Here is a 14327-nt window from a genome sequence, read left to right as displayed (position 1 = left end):
TCCCCTCCAGCGAAACTGACCCCTCCAGCGTCGCACCACCCGGCGGGGCGGACCATACGGGGGAGCAGCGCGAGCGCTCTCGGCGGGGCCGCTCAGCGCCAGCCGAAGCGGCGGTCGACCACCGCGGCGAACTCCTCCAGCGTCAGCACCGAGTCGCCGTTCTGGTCGGCGGCGTCGAACAGCGCGGAGGACGCGTCCGCGTCGCCCAGGGCCCAGAACGGCAGGTCGCCCGAGGCCGCCAGGACGGGGCCCTTTCTCCGCAGCGCGACGATCACTTCCTCACGCGTCAGCGTGCCGTTCGCGTCGAGGTCGAGCGCCTCGAACAGTTTCCGCGCCTTGTCACTCGCCATGTCGTCCCCGTTTCCTCAGCGCCGGTCCGGGCGCCGGCTGTCCGGCACCGGCTCCTGTGCCCGTCCGGCGCCACCGGGCGGGCCGGCTCGCCCCGCTCATCCACGCAACGCCTCCCGCCCCGCCCGGGTTCCCGCCATGGCGGACCGCTCGCGCGCCCACCCGTACAGCACGACCGAGCACACCGCCGCGACCGCGCACCAGGTCGACACGAACTCCAGCCGCCACAGCGCCCAGCATCCCGCCGCGCCCACCGCCAGCAGGCCCCCGAGCCCCACCAGCCACCGGTCGCCCGACAGCAGGAGAGCCCCCACGGTGGCCGACAGATAACCCGCGACAAGCAGTGCGGGGTGGGAGAGGCCGACGGCGTAGCCCACGGTGTGCCCGCGGATCTCGGCCGTCACCGTCCCGGTCGCCAGCGCGTACCCGAGCACCGCGGCGGTGACCACGCCCACCGCCAGCGGGACGAGCAGTCGGCGCCGGGCCCGCGGCGGCGCGGCGCACACCGTCCCCGACGGCACCCACACCGCGAGCAGGGGCAGCGCGATGACGGCCCAGACGACGGTGGCGGGCCCCCGCCCCCCGTCCGACGCCCACACCGCCGCCTCGACGAACTGATGGACCCCCAGCAGCAACGGCAGCGCGGCGAGCGGCAGTTCCGCCCCACGTCGAACCCGCGCCACACAAGCCACCCCGACCGCACAGACGCCGACCCCGGCGACCACGTCGGCCGTCGCACTCCAGCACATCGGTTCACCGCCAGCGGTTCGTGAAGTGGTGCCGCAGGTCACAGACCCGCTTCCCCCGGGCTCTTGATCCAACCATGCCGCCGTCAGGAGAGTGAGCGGCATGCGACTCACGGCGATCACTCTGGACTGCCCCGACCCGCCGGCTCTGGCAGCGTTCTACGCGTGCGCCACCGGTCTTCCGTTGCACGACGCGTCCGGTGTGGACTTCGCCGGGCTCGTCGGTGCGGGTGGTCTGCTGCTCGGCTTTCAGCGGGTCGACGACTACGAGCCTCCGCGCCGGCCCGGGCAGAGCGTGCCGCAGCAGATCCATCTCGACTTCGCCGTCGACGACCTCGACGCCGCCGAGCGACGGTTGTTGGAGCTGGGCGCGGGCAAACCCGAGTCGCAGCCGGGCGGTGACCGGTGGCGGGTCCTCACCGACCTGGCCGGCCACCCCTTCTGCCTGACCCTGGCCAAGGCCGAGCGGACATGACCGGGGACGCGTTGCTGAGCCGGGTGCACGGGCTCTGGGGGCGGCTGGCCGCCGTGCCGGGGCCGTTCCCGACGGGCGGCGGCGTCATGATCGTCCACTCGCCGCGGTCACGGCTCTGCCCGCCGGGGTGGGCCGGGATCGTCAGGCTGGAGGACGGCGCGATCGTCACCGGGCCCGACGAGCCGCGTACCGGGCTGCTGCGACAGGCATTGGCCGGGACGCCCGTGGACGCCCTGGTCCGGGCGGACGCCGCCACGGCGAGGCTGCCCGTCGTCGACATGCTCGGGCCCGCCGCCCTCGCGTATCTCCCGGGGGACCGCTTCCGGCCCGTCGCTGCGCAGGTCGCGGCCCTTCCCGCAGATCACGACGACATCCGCGCGCTGATGGCGGCTGCGGGGCCGGACGATTCCGCGGAGAGCGGTCTCGCCGACGTCGACTCGCCGGTGTTCGTCCTGCGGGACGGCCCGGACGTCGTCGCCGCGGCGGGCTACGCGAGTTGGCCGGAGGCGACCGCCCATGTGTGCGTCCTGACCGTGCCGGGCCGCCGCGGGCGCGGGCTGGCGCGGCGGACGGCCTCCTCGGCCGTGGGCCACGCACTCGACGCCGGCCTGCTGCCCCAGTGGCGGGCCCGCTCGGAGGCGTCCCGGAAGGTGGCCGGGGCGCTGGGGTTCAGGGAGCTGGGGGCCCAGCTGAGCGTCCGTCTGGACGCCGTCGGGTGAGTCGGGTCAGGACAGTGCGGACTCCGCCGGGCGGAAGCAGGCCGTGACCGTCTTGCCGTGTGGGCAGGGGCGGGTCTCCCAGCTGTCGGCGAGCGCGTCGACCAGCATCATCCCCCGCCCGCCGACGCGGTCCGTGCTCGGCGGCTTCGGGCTCGGCAGGTCGGGCGACCCGTCGTGGACGGCGATGTGCAGACACCGGCTGTCCCAGGTCATGACCAGCTGGGCGCTGCTGCGCGCATGCCGGTGGGCGTTGGTGACCAGTTCGGAGACGGTGAGCAGGACCGAGTCCACCGTCTGTGGGTCGTCTCCGGCCCAGCCCAGCGTGTCGAGGTGCCGACGGGCCCAGTCACGCGCCTCCTTGACGGAGCTGTTTATCGGCAGAGCACGGGCCCAGCCCACTGCACGCACCGCTGATCGGTCCACGGTGTTTCCCTCCCTCGATCGGTGCCGCTGGGACAGCGTCTACCCTGCGGAAGCGGCATGAAGCCGGACAACCGGGCAGCCGGCCGAACACGCGGCGGCATACGGCCCCCGTCCCGCGCCGCACACCCGGCCGCCGCCGGCCCCCGTCGCACCTCGCGCGCACCGGTATCGTGAGCCGCCGCCCAGGCCGCAGGCCGCCCGAGCCACCGCCCAGCCCCGGCCCGTCGCGGCCGCCGACAGGAGCCACGTGACCGACACCGGCACCCGCATTCGCCCCCGTACCGCGCCCCGCTCCCTGCTGCTGCCCGACGGGCGGCCCGCCGCGCTCGCCTGGAGTCTCGACCCCGGCATGCTGCACCTCAACCACGGGTCCTTCGGCGCGGTGCCCCGCGTGGCGCAGGAGCGGCAGGACGCGCTGCGGGCCGAGATGGAACGCGCGCCGGTCAAATGGTTCCCGGAACTCCCCGCCCGCATCGCCGCCGCCCGCGCCGAAGTCGCCGGCCACCTCGGCGTCGACGCGGGCGACCTGGCGCTCGTCCCGAACGCGAGCGCCGGCGCGAGTGTCGTGTACGCGGCGCTCACCGCGCGGCCCGGCGGCGACGTCGTCGTCACCGACCACGGCTACGGCGCCGTCACCATGGGCGCCGAGCGGCTCGCCCGGCGCAGGGGCGGCCGGGTGCGGACCGCGCGGGTGCCGCTCGCGGCCGACGCCGAAGAGGCGTACGACGCGGTCATGGCCGAGGTCGACGACGACGTGGCGCTGATCGTCCTCGACCAGATCACCTCCGCCACCGCCCGCCGGATGCCCGTCGAGCGCGTCGGCGCCGAGGCGGCCCGGCGGGGCGTCCCCCTGCTCGTCGACGGAGCCCACGCCCCCGGCCTCCTCGCCGCGCCCCTGGACGGTCTGCGCTGCGACGCGTGGGTGGGCAACCTGCACAAGTGGGCGTGCGCCCCGCGCGGCACCGCGGCCCTCGTCGCCCGCGGAGCGCTGCGCGCGGAACTGCACCCCCTCATCGACTCCTGGAACGCCCGCGAGCCGTTCCCCGAGCGCTTCGACCAGCAGGGCACCGTCGACGCCACGAACTGGCTGGCCGCGCCCACGGCCCTCGACTTCGTCGACCGCGTCTGGGGCTGGGACACGGCCCGCCGCTACATGGACGACCTCGCCGACCACGGCGCCCGCGTCGTCGCCGCCGCCCTCGCCGGCCCGGACGCCCACGACACCGCCGCCGCCGACGTCGGCATGCCGGTGCCCGGGATGCGCCTGGTCCCGCTCCCCGAGGGCCTGGGCGCCACCCGGGTCGAGGCCGACGCCCTGCGCGACCGGGCCGTCGCCGAACTGGGCGCCGAGACCGCCTTCACCAGCTTCGCCGGCGCCGGATACCTGCGGCTGTCCGCCCACCTCTACAACGCCCCCGCCGACTACGAGGAGTTCGCCGAGCGCTGCGCCCCCGTCGTCCGCGCCTGGGCAGCCGAGGCCCGGACCCGACGGCGGCCGTCTGGCCTGCCCCGACAGCCGGGGCCGACGGCTTATACAGTGGGCCATGTGACGGAGGAACACCGGTGAGAGCGGCGCGCGGCCTGGCCACGCTGGACGAGGTGGAGAGCGGCGACCACGTCTGCCAGCTTCTGGAACCGGCCGAGACCGCGGGCGAGCGCAGCCGCGCCTTCGTCGCCGACGGCGCGCTCTTCGGCGACAAGGTCGTCATCGTCGGACCCGACGGCGGATCCGCCCGCCGCCTCCCCGACACCCCGGCCCCCGTGCTCATCGACCCCGCCCGGCTGGAGGGATCGCTGCTCGCCGCGGTGCGCCGCGAGGCCGACAACGCCGGACGTGAAGGCTTCCGCGCCCTGCGCATCCTGCGCCATGTCACGGCCGACCGCACCGGCGCTCCTCCCGACAGCATGCTGCAGAGCGAACTGGACCTGGAGGAGTTCGCCGCGGACAGCGGCGCCATGGTCCTGTGCACCTACCGCCCCGCCGACTGGGACCCGCCCACCCTCGATCAAGTGACGTGTGTGCATCCGCACCATGTGGGCAGCCGACCCGCAGCACCCGAGTTCCGGGTGTTCAGGACCGGAGAGGGACACTGGACGGTGACAGGAGTCATCGACTCCGCGGGTGCCGGGGCGTTCGGCGCGGTGCTGCGCAACCTCGTCGCCCACGCCCTGGTGGTGCGCCTGATGTGCCACGAGCTGGAGTTCTTCGACGCGGCGGGGATGAGTGCATTGGCCGACGCGGCCCGGTACCTTCCGGACCGACAGGTGATCATCGAGGGGGCCAACGAAACAGTGCGGTTGTGCTGGCAGTTGTCGGGGTTCGCCGCGCCGGAGGTGCCGGTGGTGATCTCGCCATGACCGACCGCACCCCGGGCGACACCCGGGACCAGCGCTCCGGCTACCGGCACGAGCTGTATCCGTACCAGGGCCGCGAGGCGTTCCTCGACGGCACGCTCGGCTTCATCCACGAGGCGCTCGACGGCGACGAGGCCGTCGTCGTGGCCGTCCCGCAGCACAAGGTGTCGCTGCTGCGCGCCGAACTCCCCGAACTGTCGACCGTCCGTTTCGTCGACACCGGCTCCGTCGCCCACCACCCTGGGCGGCTCATCGCCGCCTGGCAGGGATGGATCCACGAGCACGCCGCCGACGGCCGTCCGGTGCGCGGCATCGGCGAGTCCAGCTGGGAGGACGCGCACAGCCAGGCCGAGATCCGGGAACTGCGCTACCACGAGTGGCTCCTCAACAAGGCCTTCGCCGACAGCCCCGCCTGGCGGCTGCTGTGCCCCTACGACACCGACGGCGCGAACGCCGATCTGACGGCCATGGCCCGCTGCCACCCCGAGCTGCGCGAGGACGGCCGCAGCCGGCCCAGCGAGGGCTACGACGCCGAAGCCGCCTACGCGTTCGAAAGCATGGGCGGCCCCTGCGACCCGTTCGAGGAACTGCCGTACGGGGCGGGAGACCTCGCCGCGGTGCGCGCCCGGATCGCCGAGTGCGCCGAGCGCCACGGTCTTGACGGGGTGCGGCTGCGCGAACTGAGCATCGCCGCCACGGAGATCGCCGCCAACAGCATCAAGCACGGCGGCGGCCGGGGCGTGCTGCGGACCTGGGTCGAGGAGGACCGCATGATCTGCGAGTTCTGGGACGGCGGTTACATCGAGGACCCCCTCGCCGGCCGGATGCAGCCCCACGCCTCCCAGGTGGGCGGCCGCGGCCTGTGGCTGGCCCACCAGCTCTGCGACCTCGTGGAGCTGCGGTCCACCCTCGAGGACGGGACGACGATCCGCCTGCACAGCGCGCTGCGCGGTTGAGCGTCCGCCCCCCGGGGGTGCGGGGCGCGGAGTCGGCCCGCACGGTGGAGGGGAGGGCGCCGCGCCTCGTCGCGGGCCCGGAGAAAGCACCGCCGTCCCGAGGAGCGCAGCCATGGCCAAGGGCAGCAGCCGCAAGAAGGAGCCGTCCGAGGGCGACAAGGTCGCCTGGAGCAGTCACGGCTCCGAGACCACCGGAACCGTGGAGAAGAAGATCACCGAGCGGACGAAGGCCGCCGGCCGCACGGTCGACGCCTCCCCGGACGACCCGCAGTACGAGGTGCGCAGCGACAAGTCCGGCCGTACGGCCGTGCACAAGCCGTCCGCCCTGAGGGAACGCGGGGAGAAGTGAGCCCCGGGCCCCGTGACGGCGCCCGGAGCGAGGGCCGGCCGGGGCCGGCCCTCCTGGCCCGAGGCGCCGCGGCGCCCGTCACCTGCGGTAGCCGAGGACGGTCATCATGCCGGACTCCGAGTGGTACTGGTTGTGGCAGTGCAGCATCCACAGGCCCGGGTTGTCGGCCATGAAGTCGAAGACGAGCTTGCGGTGCGGCAGCACGAGCGCCGTGTCCTTGCGCGTCCCGACCGAGTCGATGCCGGTCAGGGCGAAGGTGTGGCCGTGCAGGTGCACGGGGTGCCACATGTCGGTGGCGTTGATGACGGTGACCCGCACCCGTTCCCCCTCGCGGACGGCGTGGCGCTGTTCGATGGAGTAGGGCTGGTGGTCGATGGCCCAGTCGAACTTCTCCATGCCGCCGGTGAGCCGGAAGCGCATCTCGCGGTCCGGCTCTCGGTCGCTGAAGGCCACGGACTCCGCCGGCACCAGGCGCCGGGCCGGCACGACCTTGCCGTCCAGCTCGTCGGGGTGCACGAAGGGCCCCGGGGTCCCGCCGCTGCCGGTGCGCAGTACGGCCAGGGCCCGGGCGTCCTTGCCCTCGGCCAGCGCGACCAGCGGGAACACCCCGTCCTGGGCGGTGACGAGCACGTCGTAGCGTTCGGCCATGCCGAGCAGCAACGCGTCCGTCTCCTTGTGCTCCACGGGATAGCCGTCGGTGTGGGTCACCGTCATCCGGTGGCCGCCCAGCGCCACCCGGAACGCGGTGTCGCCGCCGGCGTTGATGATGCGCAGCCGGATCCGGTCGCCGGGGCGGGCCTGGAAGACCGAAGGGGCCTGCGGCAGACGGCCGTTGATGAGGTAGTGCGGGTAGTCGACATGGCCGCCCGGGCTGTGCAGCATCCGGCTGCGGGAGTGCCGCAGGATGCGGGACGGGCCGGTGGAGCCGCCGGACGACGACCGGGCGCCGGCGGTGGGGCCGTGGCCCGAGCCGTGGTGGTGGGCGAGGTCCTCGCCCATGTCCATGGGTGCCGCCCTGCCGCCCCGGAGCTGGGAGAGCACGGCGTCCGGGGTGGAGCCGTTCACGCCGTCCAGCCAGTCGTCCAGGACGACGACCCACTCCTTGTCGTAGGACAGCGGCTCCCTGGGGTCCTCGACGATCAGCGGGGCGTACAGGCCGCGGTCGAGCTGCATGCCCGAGTGGGAGTGCAGCCAGTACGTCCCCGGGTGCGACACCGCGAAGCGGTAGTGGAAGTCCGCGCCGGGCCTGATCGAGTACTGCGTCAGGCCGGGCACGCCGTCCATGTCGCAGCGCAGCCGCAGACCGTGCGAGTGCAGCGTCGTCGCCTCGGGCAGGTGGTTGGCGAGCGTGACGGCCAGGATGTCGCCCGAGCGGACCCGGATCTCCCTGCCCGGCAGCGTGTCGCCGTACGCCCACGATCTGACGGTCAGACCGCCGAGGTCCAGGGCGGTCTCCACGGCGGTCAGTCTGACCTCGCGGACCGGTCCTGACCCGCGGGCAGCCTCGGCGGCGAGCACCTCGGGACCGGACGGGTCCACGTACCCCGCCGGCCCCTTGGGGACGAAGCCGCCGGCGGCCGGGACGGCCGCCGAGGGGCGGCCGGCCCCGGCGCGGGGACCGGCCGCCGACCGGGAGTCGGGGCCGGTTCCGGAGCAGCCGGCCAGGGCTCCCGAACCGGCGGCCGCGATCGATGCACCGAGCACGGTGCGCCGTGTATGTGTGTGCATAACTGAATAACACATGTCTTATAGTCATATGTGCGTGAACCGAGGCGGCGCGTCTCATGAATCGCCTGAGGGGACACGCACGTCGGCGAGGACGACACCGCTGCGCGGTCGCGCCGGGAGCCGCCGCAGCGAGATCATCGAGTCCTGCTCCGGCACCGTGTGCTCGAGCCGGGCCAGGCGCACGGCCAGCGCCTCCAGCACACCGACGACGACGCGTTCGCCCGGGCAGCGGTGCCCGCTCCGCGGCTCGCCACCGCCCTGCGGGATCAGCACCTCGCGGTCGATCGGCCGGCCCAGGAACCGCTGCGGGCGGAAGGCGTACGGCTCCTCCCGCCCAGCAGGGGCAGGAACAGCGCCTTGCGTGCGCGATGCGCGTCCCCGTCGAGCGTGTGGACCGCGCCAACGAGGCGAAGACGTCATGCGCCGGCGAGTGCCCACGGTGCCGCCGTTCAGTGCCGAGCGGCTCCCCGGACGGTCCTGCCGTCGAGTCGTCCACTGCGGTCACGGGCAGCGTGCCCGCGTCACCGCCGGGCGCGGGGCGGCGACGGTGAGCGGAGTGTGACGGCGCGCGGGAACGAAGGACGACGCGACCGCCGTTCCGGGGGAGCGGCGGTCGCGTCGTGGCCGGGTGCGCGTCACTCGACCTTGGCCCAGTCCAGCGTGCGTTCCACCGCCTTCTTCCAGTCGGCGTAGCCCTGCGCCCGCCGGTCCTCGGACCACTGCGGCTCCCACCGCTTGGACTCCTGCCAGTGGGTCCGCAACTCGTCGGTGTCGCGCCAGAATCCGGTGGCGAGCCCCGCCGCGTACGCGGCGCCGAGCGCGGTGGTCTCGGCGACGACCGGCCTGCTGACCGGTACGCCGAGCACATCGGCCTGGATCTGCATGCACAGGTCGTTGGCGGTGACGCCGCCGTCGACCTTGAGCACGTCGAGGTGCACCCCGGAGTCCTGCTCCATGGCCTCGACCACGTCACGGCTCTGGTAGCAGATGGCCTCCAGCGTCGCCCGGGCCAGGTGACCGTTGTTGTTGTAGCGCGCGAGGCCCACGATCGCGCCGCGCGCGTCGGAACGCCAGTACGGGGCGAACAGGCCGGAGAACGCGGGCACGAAGTACACGCCGCCGTTGTCCTCGACGGTGCGCGCGAGGCTCTCGCTCTCCGCCGCGCTGCTGATGATCTTCATCTGGTCGCGCAGCCACTGCACCGCCGACCCGGTCACCGCGATCGATCCCTCCAGGGCGTACACGGCCGGGCTGTCGCCGAACTGGTACGCCACGGTGGTCAGCAGCCCGTGCTGTGAACGCACCAGCTCCGTGCCGGTGTTGAGCACCAGGAAGTTACCGGTGCCGTAGGTGTTCTTCGCCTCGCCCGGCGCGTAGCAGACCTGACCGACCGTGGCCGCCTGCTGGTCGCCGAGCATGCCCGCGATGGGGATCGCCGCCCGCAGGGGCCGGGAGGTGCGGGTGACGCCGTAGGCCTCGCGGTCGGACGACGGCTTGATGGTGGGCAGCATCTCGCGGGGGATACCGAAGAAGCCCAGCAGCTCGTCGTCCCAGTCGAGGGTCTCCAGGTCCATCAGCATGGTGCGGCTGGCGTTGGTCACGTCGGTGGCGTGGATGCCGCCGTCGGGACCGCCCGTCAGGTTCCACAGGACCCAGGCGTCGGTGTTGCCGAAGAGGGCGTGACCCTGCTGCGCGGCCTCGCGCACCCCGTCGACGTTCTCCAGAATCCATTGGATCTTGCCCCCGGAGAAGTACGTCGCCGGCGGCAGGCCCGCCTTGCGGCGGATGACGTCGCCCTTGCCCGAACGCTCCAGCGCGGCGGCGATGGAGTCGGTGCGGGTGTCCTGCCAGACGATGGCGTTGTAGTAGGGGCGCCCGTTGCGTGGATCCCACACGACGGTGGTCTCGCGCTGGTTGGTGATGCCGATCGCCGCGAGATCTTCCGGGGACAGGTTGCCGTGCCGCAGGGCGTTCTGGATCACCGAGTTGGTGCGCTCCCAGATCTCGACCGGATCGTGCTCGACCCACCCGGACTGCGGGAGGATCTGGGCGTGCTCCAGTTGGTGCTTCGCCACCTCGTTCCCGGAGTGGTCGAAGATCATGAAACGGGTGCTGGTGGTCCCTTGGTCCACCGCGCCCACGAAGTCAGCCATGGATTACCGCCTCTGTTGCGGGGATCAGCACCTCGGGTGCCGGGATGGGGTCCTTCGGCGCGAGGATCGTCACTCCTCGGGCGTTGGGACGCGGCCGGGGGGCTCCGGCTCCGCCGTGGGCAGGAAGTGGCCGACCAGGACCTTGTACAGGCCCGCACCGAGCAGGCCGCCGATCAGCGGGCCGATGATCGGAACCCAGAAGTACAAGTTCCCGTACTGATCTCGCCATGCCGTTCCGTAGCCCGTGATGAAGCTGGCCAGTCTGGGCCCGAAGTCACGCGCCGGATTGATCGCGTAGCCCGCGTTGGTGCCCCAGGCCATGCCGATGGCCACGACGACCAGACCGATGATGAACGGTGCCAGGTTCGCGCCGGGCGGCGTGTTCAGCAGATCCGTGATGGCCAGGATCAGCAGCAGCAGGATTGCGGTGCCGATGATCTGGTCACGGAACGCCCCCCATTCGTGGACCGGCAGGTTCGGATTGCCGTTCGCCGGGAGTGTGGAGAAAACGCCCTGGGTCTTGATGGTGTGACCGGGGTCGGCCTTCGCCAGGGCCTCGGTGTAGTTCCAGCGCACGATCAGCGCCGCCACGAAGGCCCCGGCCGTCTGGGCCACGACATAGGGCGCCACCCTGCTCCACGGGAACCCCTTGAACGCGGCCAGCGCGACCGTCACCGCCGGATTGAGGTGGGCACCGCTGAGCCGGGCTGCGACGTACACGCCGAGCGTGACGCCGAGGCCCCAGGCCCAGGAGATGCTGTCGTGGTTTCCGAGGCCGCCCGGCGGTGTCGTCAGGGCGCCGCCCGCGACGACCTGGGCCACCACGCCGCAACCGAAGAGAATGAGAATCATGGTGCCGGCGAACTCGGCCGACAATTCGCCGATCAACCCCGCCCTTTTGAATCGCTCAGCCATGGAAGCCCGCTTCCCGCCGGTTCCCCACCGGCTTTCGAGTGCCCGAGCTCTCACCAGATCAGCATAAGTCGGTCATAAAGGGTGCGCAGATCAACGGTTTCCCGGAGGCCTGCGATCGGACGGCGAGGCCGGTGTCACCCGTGCCGGTGATCAGGGCCGATCACGGCCCCGGGCGGGGTTCCCCGGCGGCAGGGTGGGGGCATGCGTCGTTCCTCCTCCCTCGTGGCGGTGCCCTCCTCCCTCGTGGCGGTGCCCTTCTCCCTCGTGGCGGTGCTGGCCGCCGGACTGCTCGCCGGGGGCTGCGTGGCCGTGCCCCGAGACGAACCGCAGCGGCCCGCCACGGGGAGCGCCTCGGCCGGCGTTCGCACCTCCGCGCCCGGACCGCCGGCCGGTGGCCGGCCCGACGGCCCGCCCACCGGCCGGTCGGCGCTCGTGGGCACCGGTTCCACGCCCGGCGCCCTCAGGTCGCCCCGGCCCCGGCAAGCCGCGCCGGACACCCCGCCGCGCAAGCGGGCGGCGCGCGAGGCGCCCGAGCCGAACCGGCGCCGGGCCGGTGTCCGCGCCCCCGGCCCGGCGCCCGCCCCGGGCGCGCCCCGCCGGCGGTCCGGCCCCCCGCACACCGCGCAGTCGCCGTACACCGACTACGACCTGCGCACCGTGTGCGGCTGGTCGCATCACGCGCCGGTGTCGCCCTCCGTGCGGCAGCTCTGCGACACCTACGTCCGCTGACGGGTGTGGCGGCGGCAGCCGCCGTTGACAACGCTCGTGATCAATACAACTGGCGCGCGGGGTGTCCGGTCGTCGGCGTCGGGCGGTGGTCCGTGGTGGCCTCGAGGTCCGTGGTCAGCGCCTCGAACCAGACCTCCATGTCCGACAGCAGGGGCAGTACGCTCCACGAGGTGCGGGCCGCGACATCCGGCGGCAGGGGAGGCAGGCTGATGTGCAGGCCGTCCGCCGGGAAGCCGGCCGCGCGGAGGGCCGCCGCCTCCACCTCGTCCGTCGCCGCCCTCAGCCAGCGCAGTGCGGCGGGCGGCAGATCCCGCCTGCTGTCGGTGCGGGGCAGCCAGTGCGCCCCCACCAGCACCCGCGACCCGAAGTTGAGCGCGGCGAGCCAGTCCGGCCCCTCACCGGCGGGCCGCGGCGAGAACTCGGTGCGGTACTGCGCGTACACCGCCTCCGCGATGCGCAGCCGGCGCTGCGCCGTGCGCACCGCCTCCGCCGTGTCGCCTTGCCGCGGGCCGGGTACGCCGTCCTCGCCGGCGGCGGCCGCGACGGTTGCCCGCACCAGCGGCGCGGTGGACCGGAACAGCGCCGCCACACTGCGCCGGATCTCCGCCCGCGCCCCGGACGGCCACGCGAGCACCCCGCACAGCAGCCCCACCGCGCTTCCCGTCAGCACGTCGACGATCCGCGCCTCCGCGAGCCGCCAGGTCACCGGCGCGAGCTGGGCGAACGCGGTGGAGACCACCAGGGTGAACAGCCCCTGCGCCCAGGCCGGCCCGCCCAGCGGCCCCACGGTGAACGCCAGCAGCATCACCGGGGCGAGCAGCGCGGCGTACACGTCGGTGGCGTCGCCCGCCCCCGCGAGGAGCACGCCGGCGGCGAGCGCGCCGACCAGGGTGCCGACGACGGCCGAGCGGACAACGGACCAGGTGGCGCCCGCCGTGGTGCGTCCCAGGGTCAGCACCGCCAGCAGCACCCAGAAGCCGTGCGTCAGCTCCAGCGAGCCCGCCACCAGACGGGCGAGGCCCAGCCCGAGCGCGGTGCGGACGGCGTTCTGGAAGACGACCGAGCGGGGCGTGACATTGCCGAGGATCCGCAGCGCCCACAGGCGGACCGTCGGCGTCGCGGCGTACCAGAACTGCGCCCGGGGCAGCCCGAACAGCGGCCGGGGCCCGCCGAGCGCGAGGACGACGGCCGCGCGCACGGTCACGGCCGACACCGCCGAGGTCAGCACCGTCGACTGCCGCAGCAGCAACGCGCGTGACGGGGCGGCGCGGGAGTCGGGGGCGGCGCCGCGCGCGGCCAGGAACTGGGCGGTCATCTCCTCGATCAGTTCGGGCCCGGCGGGGGGCCGGGCCCCGCGCAGGGCGTCCGCCGTTCCGGCGCACGTCGACGCGATCCCGTGCAGCAGGTCCCGTGAGGCGGAGTCGGCCGGGTCGGGGACGAGCCCGGCGAGCCCGGCCAGCAGGTCCAGGAGCCGCCGGGTCGCGGAGCCGGCCTGGGCGAGCGCACGGTCGGTGTGCCCCGCGCCGGTCGGGCGCGCGCCGGGCGGCTGCTGGGAGAAGCGCAGACTCCGTCCGGTCGCCGTGAGCCGGGCGGCGAGGCCGACGTCCGTCCCCTTGCTGCGGCCGACGCCCGCGAACGAACCGGCCGCGTGGGCCGCCAGGTCCAGGGCGTCGGCGAGTCGGACGCGGTACGACGGCTCAGCCGGCTCCGGGAAGAGCAGCACCTCGCCGAGCGCGAGCAGCAGCGTCCCGGCGGTGAGCCCGATGAGCCGCTGGGGCAAGGTGTCCGGCGCGTACGGCGGGAAGCAGGCGAGGATGTAGAAGAGCTGGAGTCCGGGGACGGTGCCCGCGAGGCGCGGACCGCACGCCGCGAGGAAGGTCAGCGCGAAGGCGACGAACACCATGCCTGCGACGGCCGGCCAGGTCGCCACGGCGAGCGCGGTGCCGAGCGCGGTCAGCGCGGCGGCGGCCGGTAAGGCGCGAAGCAGCGTCAGGGCTCGCCCGCGGCCGGAGCCCGGCACCGGTGACAGGACGCCGAACGAGATGGGCGCGAACAGGGCGTAGATCGCCATGACCGGCTGGTCCAGCAGGTACAGCGCCGGGTAGAACCCCGCCGCCGCGGCCGCCGTGACCCGCGCCGCCCGCCGGCCGGCCCTGCGGGATTCGGGCAGCGAGGGCCGCCTCACCATGAGCGCTCCTCTCCACGCGCCCACGCCCACGCGAGGACCGCTGAGTCCTCCCAGTGTCGCGGACCTCCCGGCGTCGCGCGCGGCCCGGCGCTCCGCGAGTTGACCGACCGGGGTGCGTACGACCGAGGCGGTGCGCGGCCCGGTGGCTCCGCGAGCTGACGCGATGTCGACGACCGCGCCGCCCGAGGCGAGGGCCGCCGGGCGGGCCCGAAAAGTTTCGAGGACGGCGGCAACCTCCGCGCC

At 73.9% G+C, this 14327-nt stretch carries 15 protein-coding genes; 7 read left to right on the top strand and 8 right to left on the bottom strand.

What is annotated here, in order from left to right:
• Positions 1 to 92 precede the first annotated feature (92 nt).
• Together ACIOC0_RS29675 and ACIOC0_RS29670 are read right to left on the bottom strand one after the other, a co-directional pair.
• Positions 93 to 350: an EF-hand domain-containing protein gene (locus tag ACIOC0_RS29675; protein WP_358798316.1), complete on the bottom strand. Its 258-nt coding sequence runs from the start codon at positions 348 to 350 to the stop codon at positions 93 to 95.
• 96 nt (positions 351 to 446) lie between these two features.
• Positions 447 to 1097, bottom strand: coding sequence for a DUF6629 family protein (locus ACIOC0_RS29670; protein WP_402158825.1), 651 nt, complete (start codon positions 1095 to 1097; stop codon positions 447 to 449).
• Positions 1098 to 1197: 100 nt separating this feature from the next.
• On the opposite strand from ACIOC0_RS29670, the gene ACIOC0_RS29665 reads away from it, so the two are divergent.
• Together ACIOC0_RS29665 and ACIOC0_RS29660 are read left to right on the top strand one after the other, a co-directional pair.
• A complete protein-coding gene (locus ACIOC0_RS29665; protein ID WP_402158824.1) occupies positions 1198 to 1569 on the top strand; it encodes a VOC family protein in 372 nt (123 codons plus the stop codon).
• Positions 1566 to 2288, top strand: a complete 723-nt coding sequence (locus ACIOC0_RS29660) for a GNAT family N-acetyltransferase (protein ID WP_402158823.1) — start codon at positions 1566 to 1568, stop codon at positions 2286 to 2288. The genes ACIOC0_RS29665 and ACIOC0_RS29660 overlap by 4 nt, the downstream gene beginning before the upstream one ends.
• A gap of 6 nt (positions 2289 to 2294) precedes the next feature.
• Here the strand turns inward: ACIOC0_RS29660 and ACIOC0_RS29655 are convergent, their stop codons facing one another.
• Positions 2295 to 2711 (bottom strand): ATP-binding protein, encoded by a 417-nt coding sequence (locus ACIOC0_RS29655; RefSeq protein WP_402158822.1) that lies wholly within the window; start codon positions 2709 to 2711, stop codon positions 2295 to 2297.
• A 247-nt stretch (positions 2712 to 2958) separates the two neighbouring features.
• On the opposite strand from ACIOC0_RS29655, the gene ACIOC0_RS29650 reads away from it, so the two are divergent.
• From ACIOC0_RS29650 to ACIOC0_RS29635, 4 genes are all read left to right on the top strand, one after another.
• Positions 2959 to 4278, top strand: coding sequence for an aminotransferase class V-fold PLP-dependent enzyme (locus ACIOC0_RS29650; RefSeq protein WP_402158821.1), 1320 nt, complete (start codon positions 2959 to 2961; stop codon positions 4276 to 4278).
• The gene (locus ACIOC0_RS29645; protein ID WP_402158820.1) at positions 4275 to 5069 is read left to right on the top strand and encodes an MEDS domain-containing protein; all 795 of its coding nucleotides are present in this window, start codon (positions 4275 to 4277) and stop codon (positions 5067 to 5069) included. The genes ACIOC0_RS29650 and ACIOC0_RS29645 overlap by 4 nt, the downstream gene beginning before the upstream one ends.
• Positions 5066 to 6022, top strand: a complete 957-nt coding sequence (locus ACIOC0_RS29640; protein ID WP_402158819.1) for an anti-sigma factor RsbA family regulatory protein — start codon at positions 5066 to 5068, stop codon at positions 6020 to 6022. Before ACIOC0_RS29645 ends, ACIOC0_RS29640 begins: the two co-directional genes overlap by 4 nt.
• Before the next feature lie 112 nt (positions 6023 to 6134).
• Positions 6135 to 6371, top strand: a complete 237-nt coding sequence (locus ACIOC0_RS29635; protein ID WP_402158818.1) for a DUF2945 domain-containing protein — start codon at positions 6135 to 6137, stop codon at positions 6369 to 6371.
• 78 nt (positions 6372 to 6449) lie between these two features.
• Here ACIOC0_RS29635 and ACIOC0_RS29630 read toward each other — a convergent pair whose 3' ends face one another.
• From ACIOC0_RS29630 to ACIOC0_RS29615, 4 genes are all read right to left on the bottom strand, one after another.
• A complete protein-coding gene (locus tag ACIOC0_RS29630; RefSeq protein WP_402158817.1) occupies positions 6450 to 8099 on the bottom strand; it encodes a multicopper oxidase family protein in 1650 nt (549 codons plus the stop codon).
• 54 nt (positions 8100 to 8153) lie between these two features.
• Positions 8154 to 8372, bottom strand: coding sequence for a hypothetical protein (locus tag ACIOC0_RS29625; RefSeq protein WP_402158816.1), 219 nt, complete (start codon positions 8370 to 8372; stop codon positions 8154 to 8156).
• A 362-nt stretch (positions 8373 to 8734) separates the two neighbouring features.
• Complete coding sequence (glpK, locus tag ACIOC0_RS29620; RefSeq protein ID WP_402158815.1) at positions 8735 to 10252, bottom strand: glycerol kinase GlpK; 1518 nt, start codon at positions 10250 to 10252, stop codon at positions 8735 to 8737.
• 69 nt (positions 10253 to 10321) lie between these two features.
• The gene (locus ACIOC0_RS29615; protein ID WP_402158814.1) at positions 10322 to 11167 is read right to left on the bottom strand and encodes an MIP/aquaporin family protein; all 846 of its coding nucleotides are present in this window, start codon (positions 11165 to 11167) and stop codon (positions 10322 to 10324) included.
• Positions 11168 to 11368: 201 nt separating this feature from the next.
• Here ACIOC0_RS29615 and ACIOC0_RS29610 point away from each other — a divergent pair, with 201 nt between their 5' ends.
• Positions 11369 to 11896, top strand: a complete 528-nt coding sequence (locus ACIOC0_RS29610; RefSeq protein ID WP_402158813.1) for a hypothetical protein — start codon at positions 11369 to 11371, stop codon at positions 11894 to 11896.
• A gap of 40 nt (positions 11897 to 11936) precedes the next feature.
• On the opposite strand, the gene ACIOC0_RS29605 is transcribed toward ACIOC0_RS29610, so the two are convergent.
• Positions 11937 to 14084 carry an FUSC family protein gene (locus ACIOC0_RS29605; protein WP_402158812.1) on the bottom strand — a complete coding sequence of 716 codons (2148 nt, stop codon included), beginning with the start codon at positions 14082 to 14084 and terminating at the stop codon, positions 11937 to 11939.
• Between the last annotated feature and the right edge of the window lie 243 nt (positions 14085 to 14327).

This window comes from Streptomyces sp. NPDC088254 (assembly GCF_044740925.1).
Lineage (GTDB): Bacteria > Actinomycetota > Actinomycetes > Streptomycetales > Streptomycetaceae > Streptomyces.
Note: the sequence above shows the minus strand (reverse complement) of the source record. Positions and strands in the feature narration are given on the sequence as shown.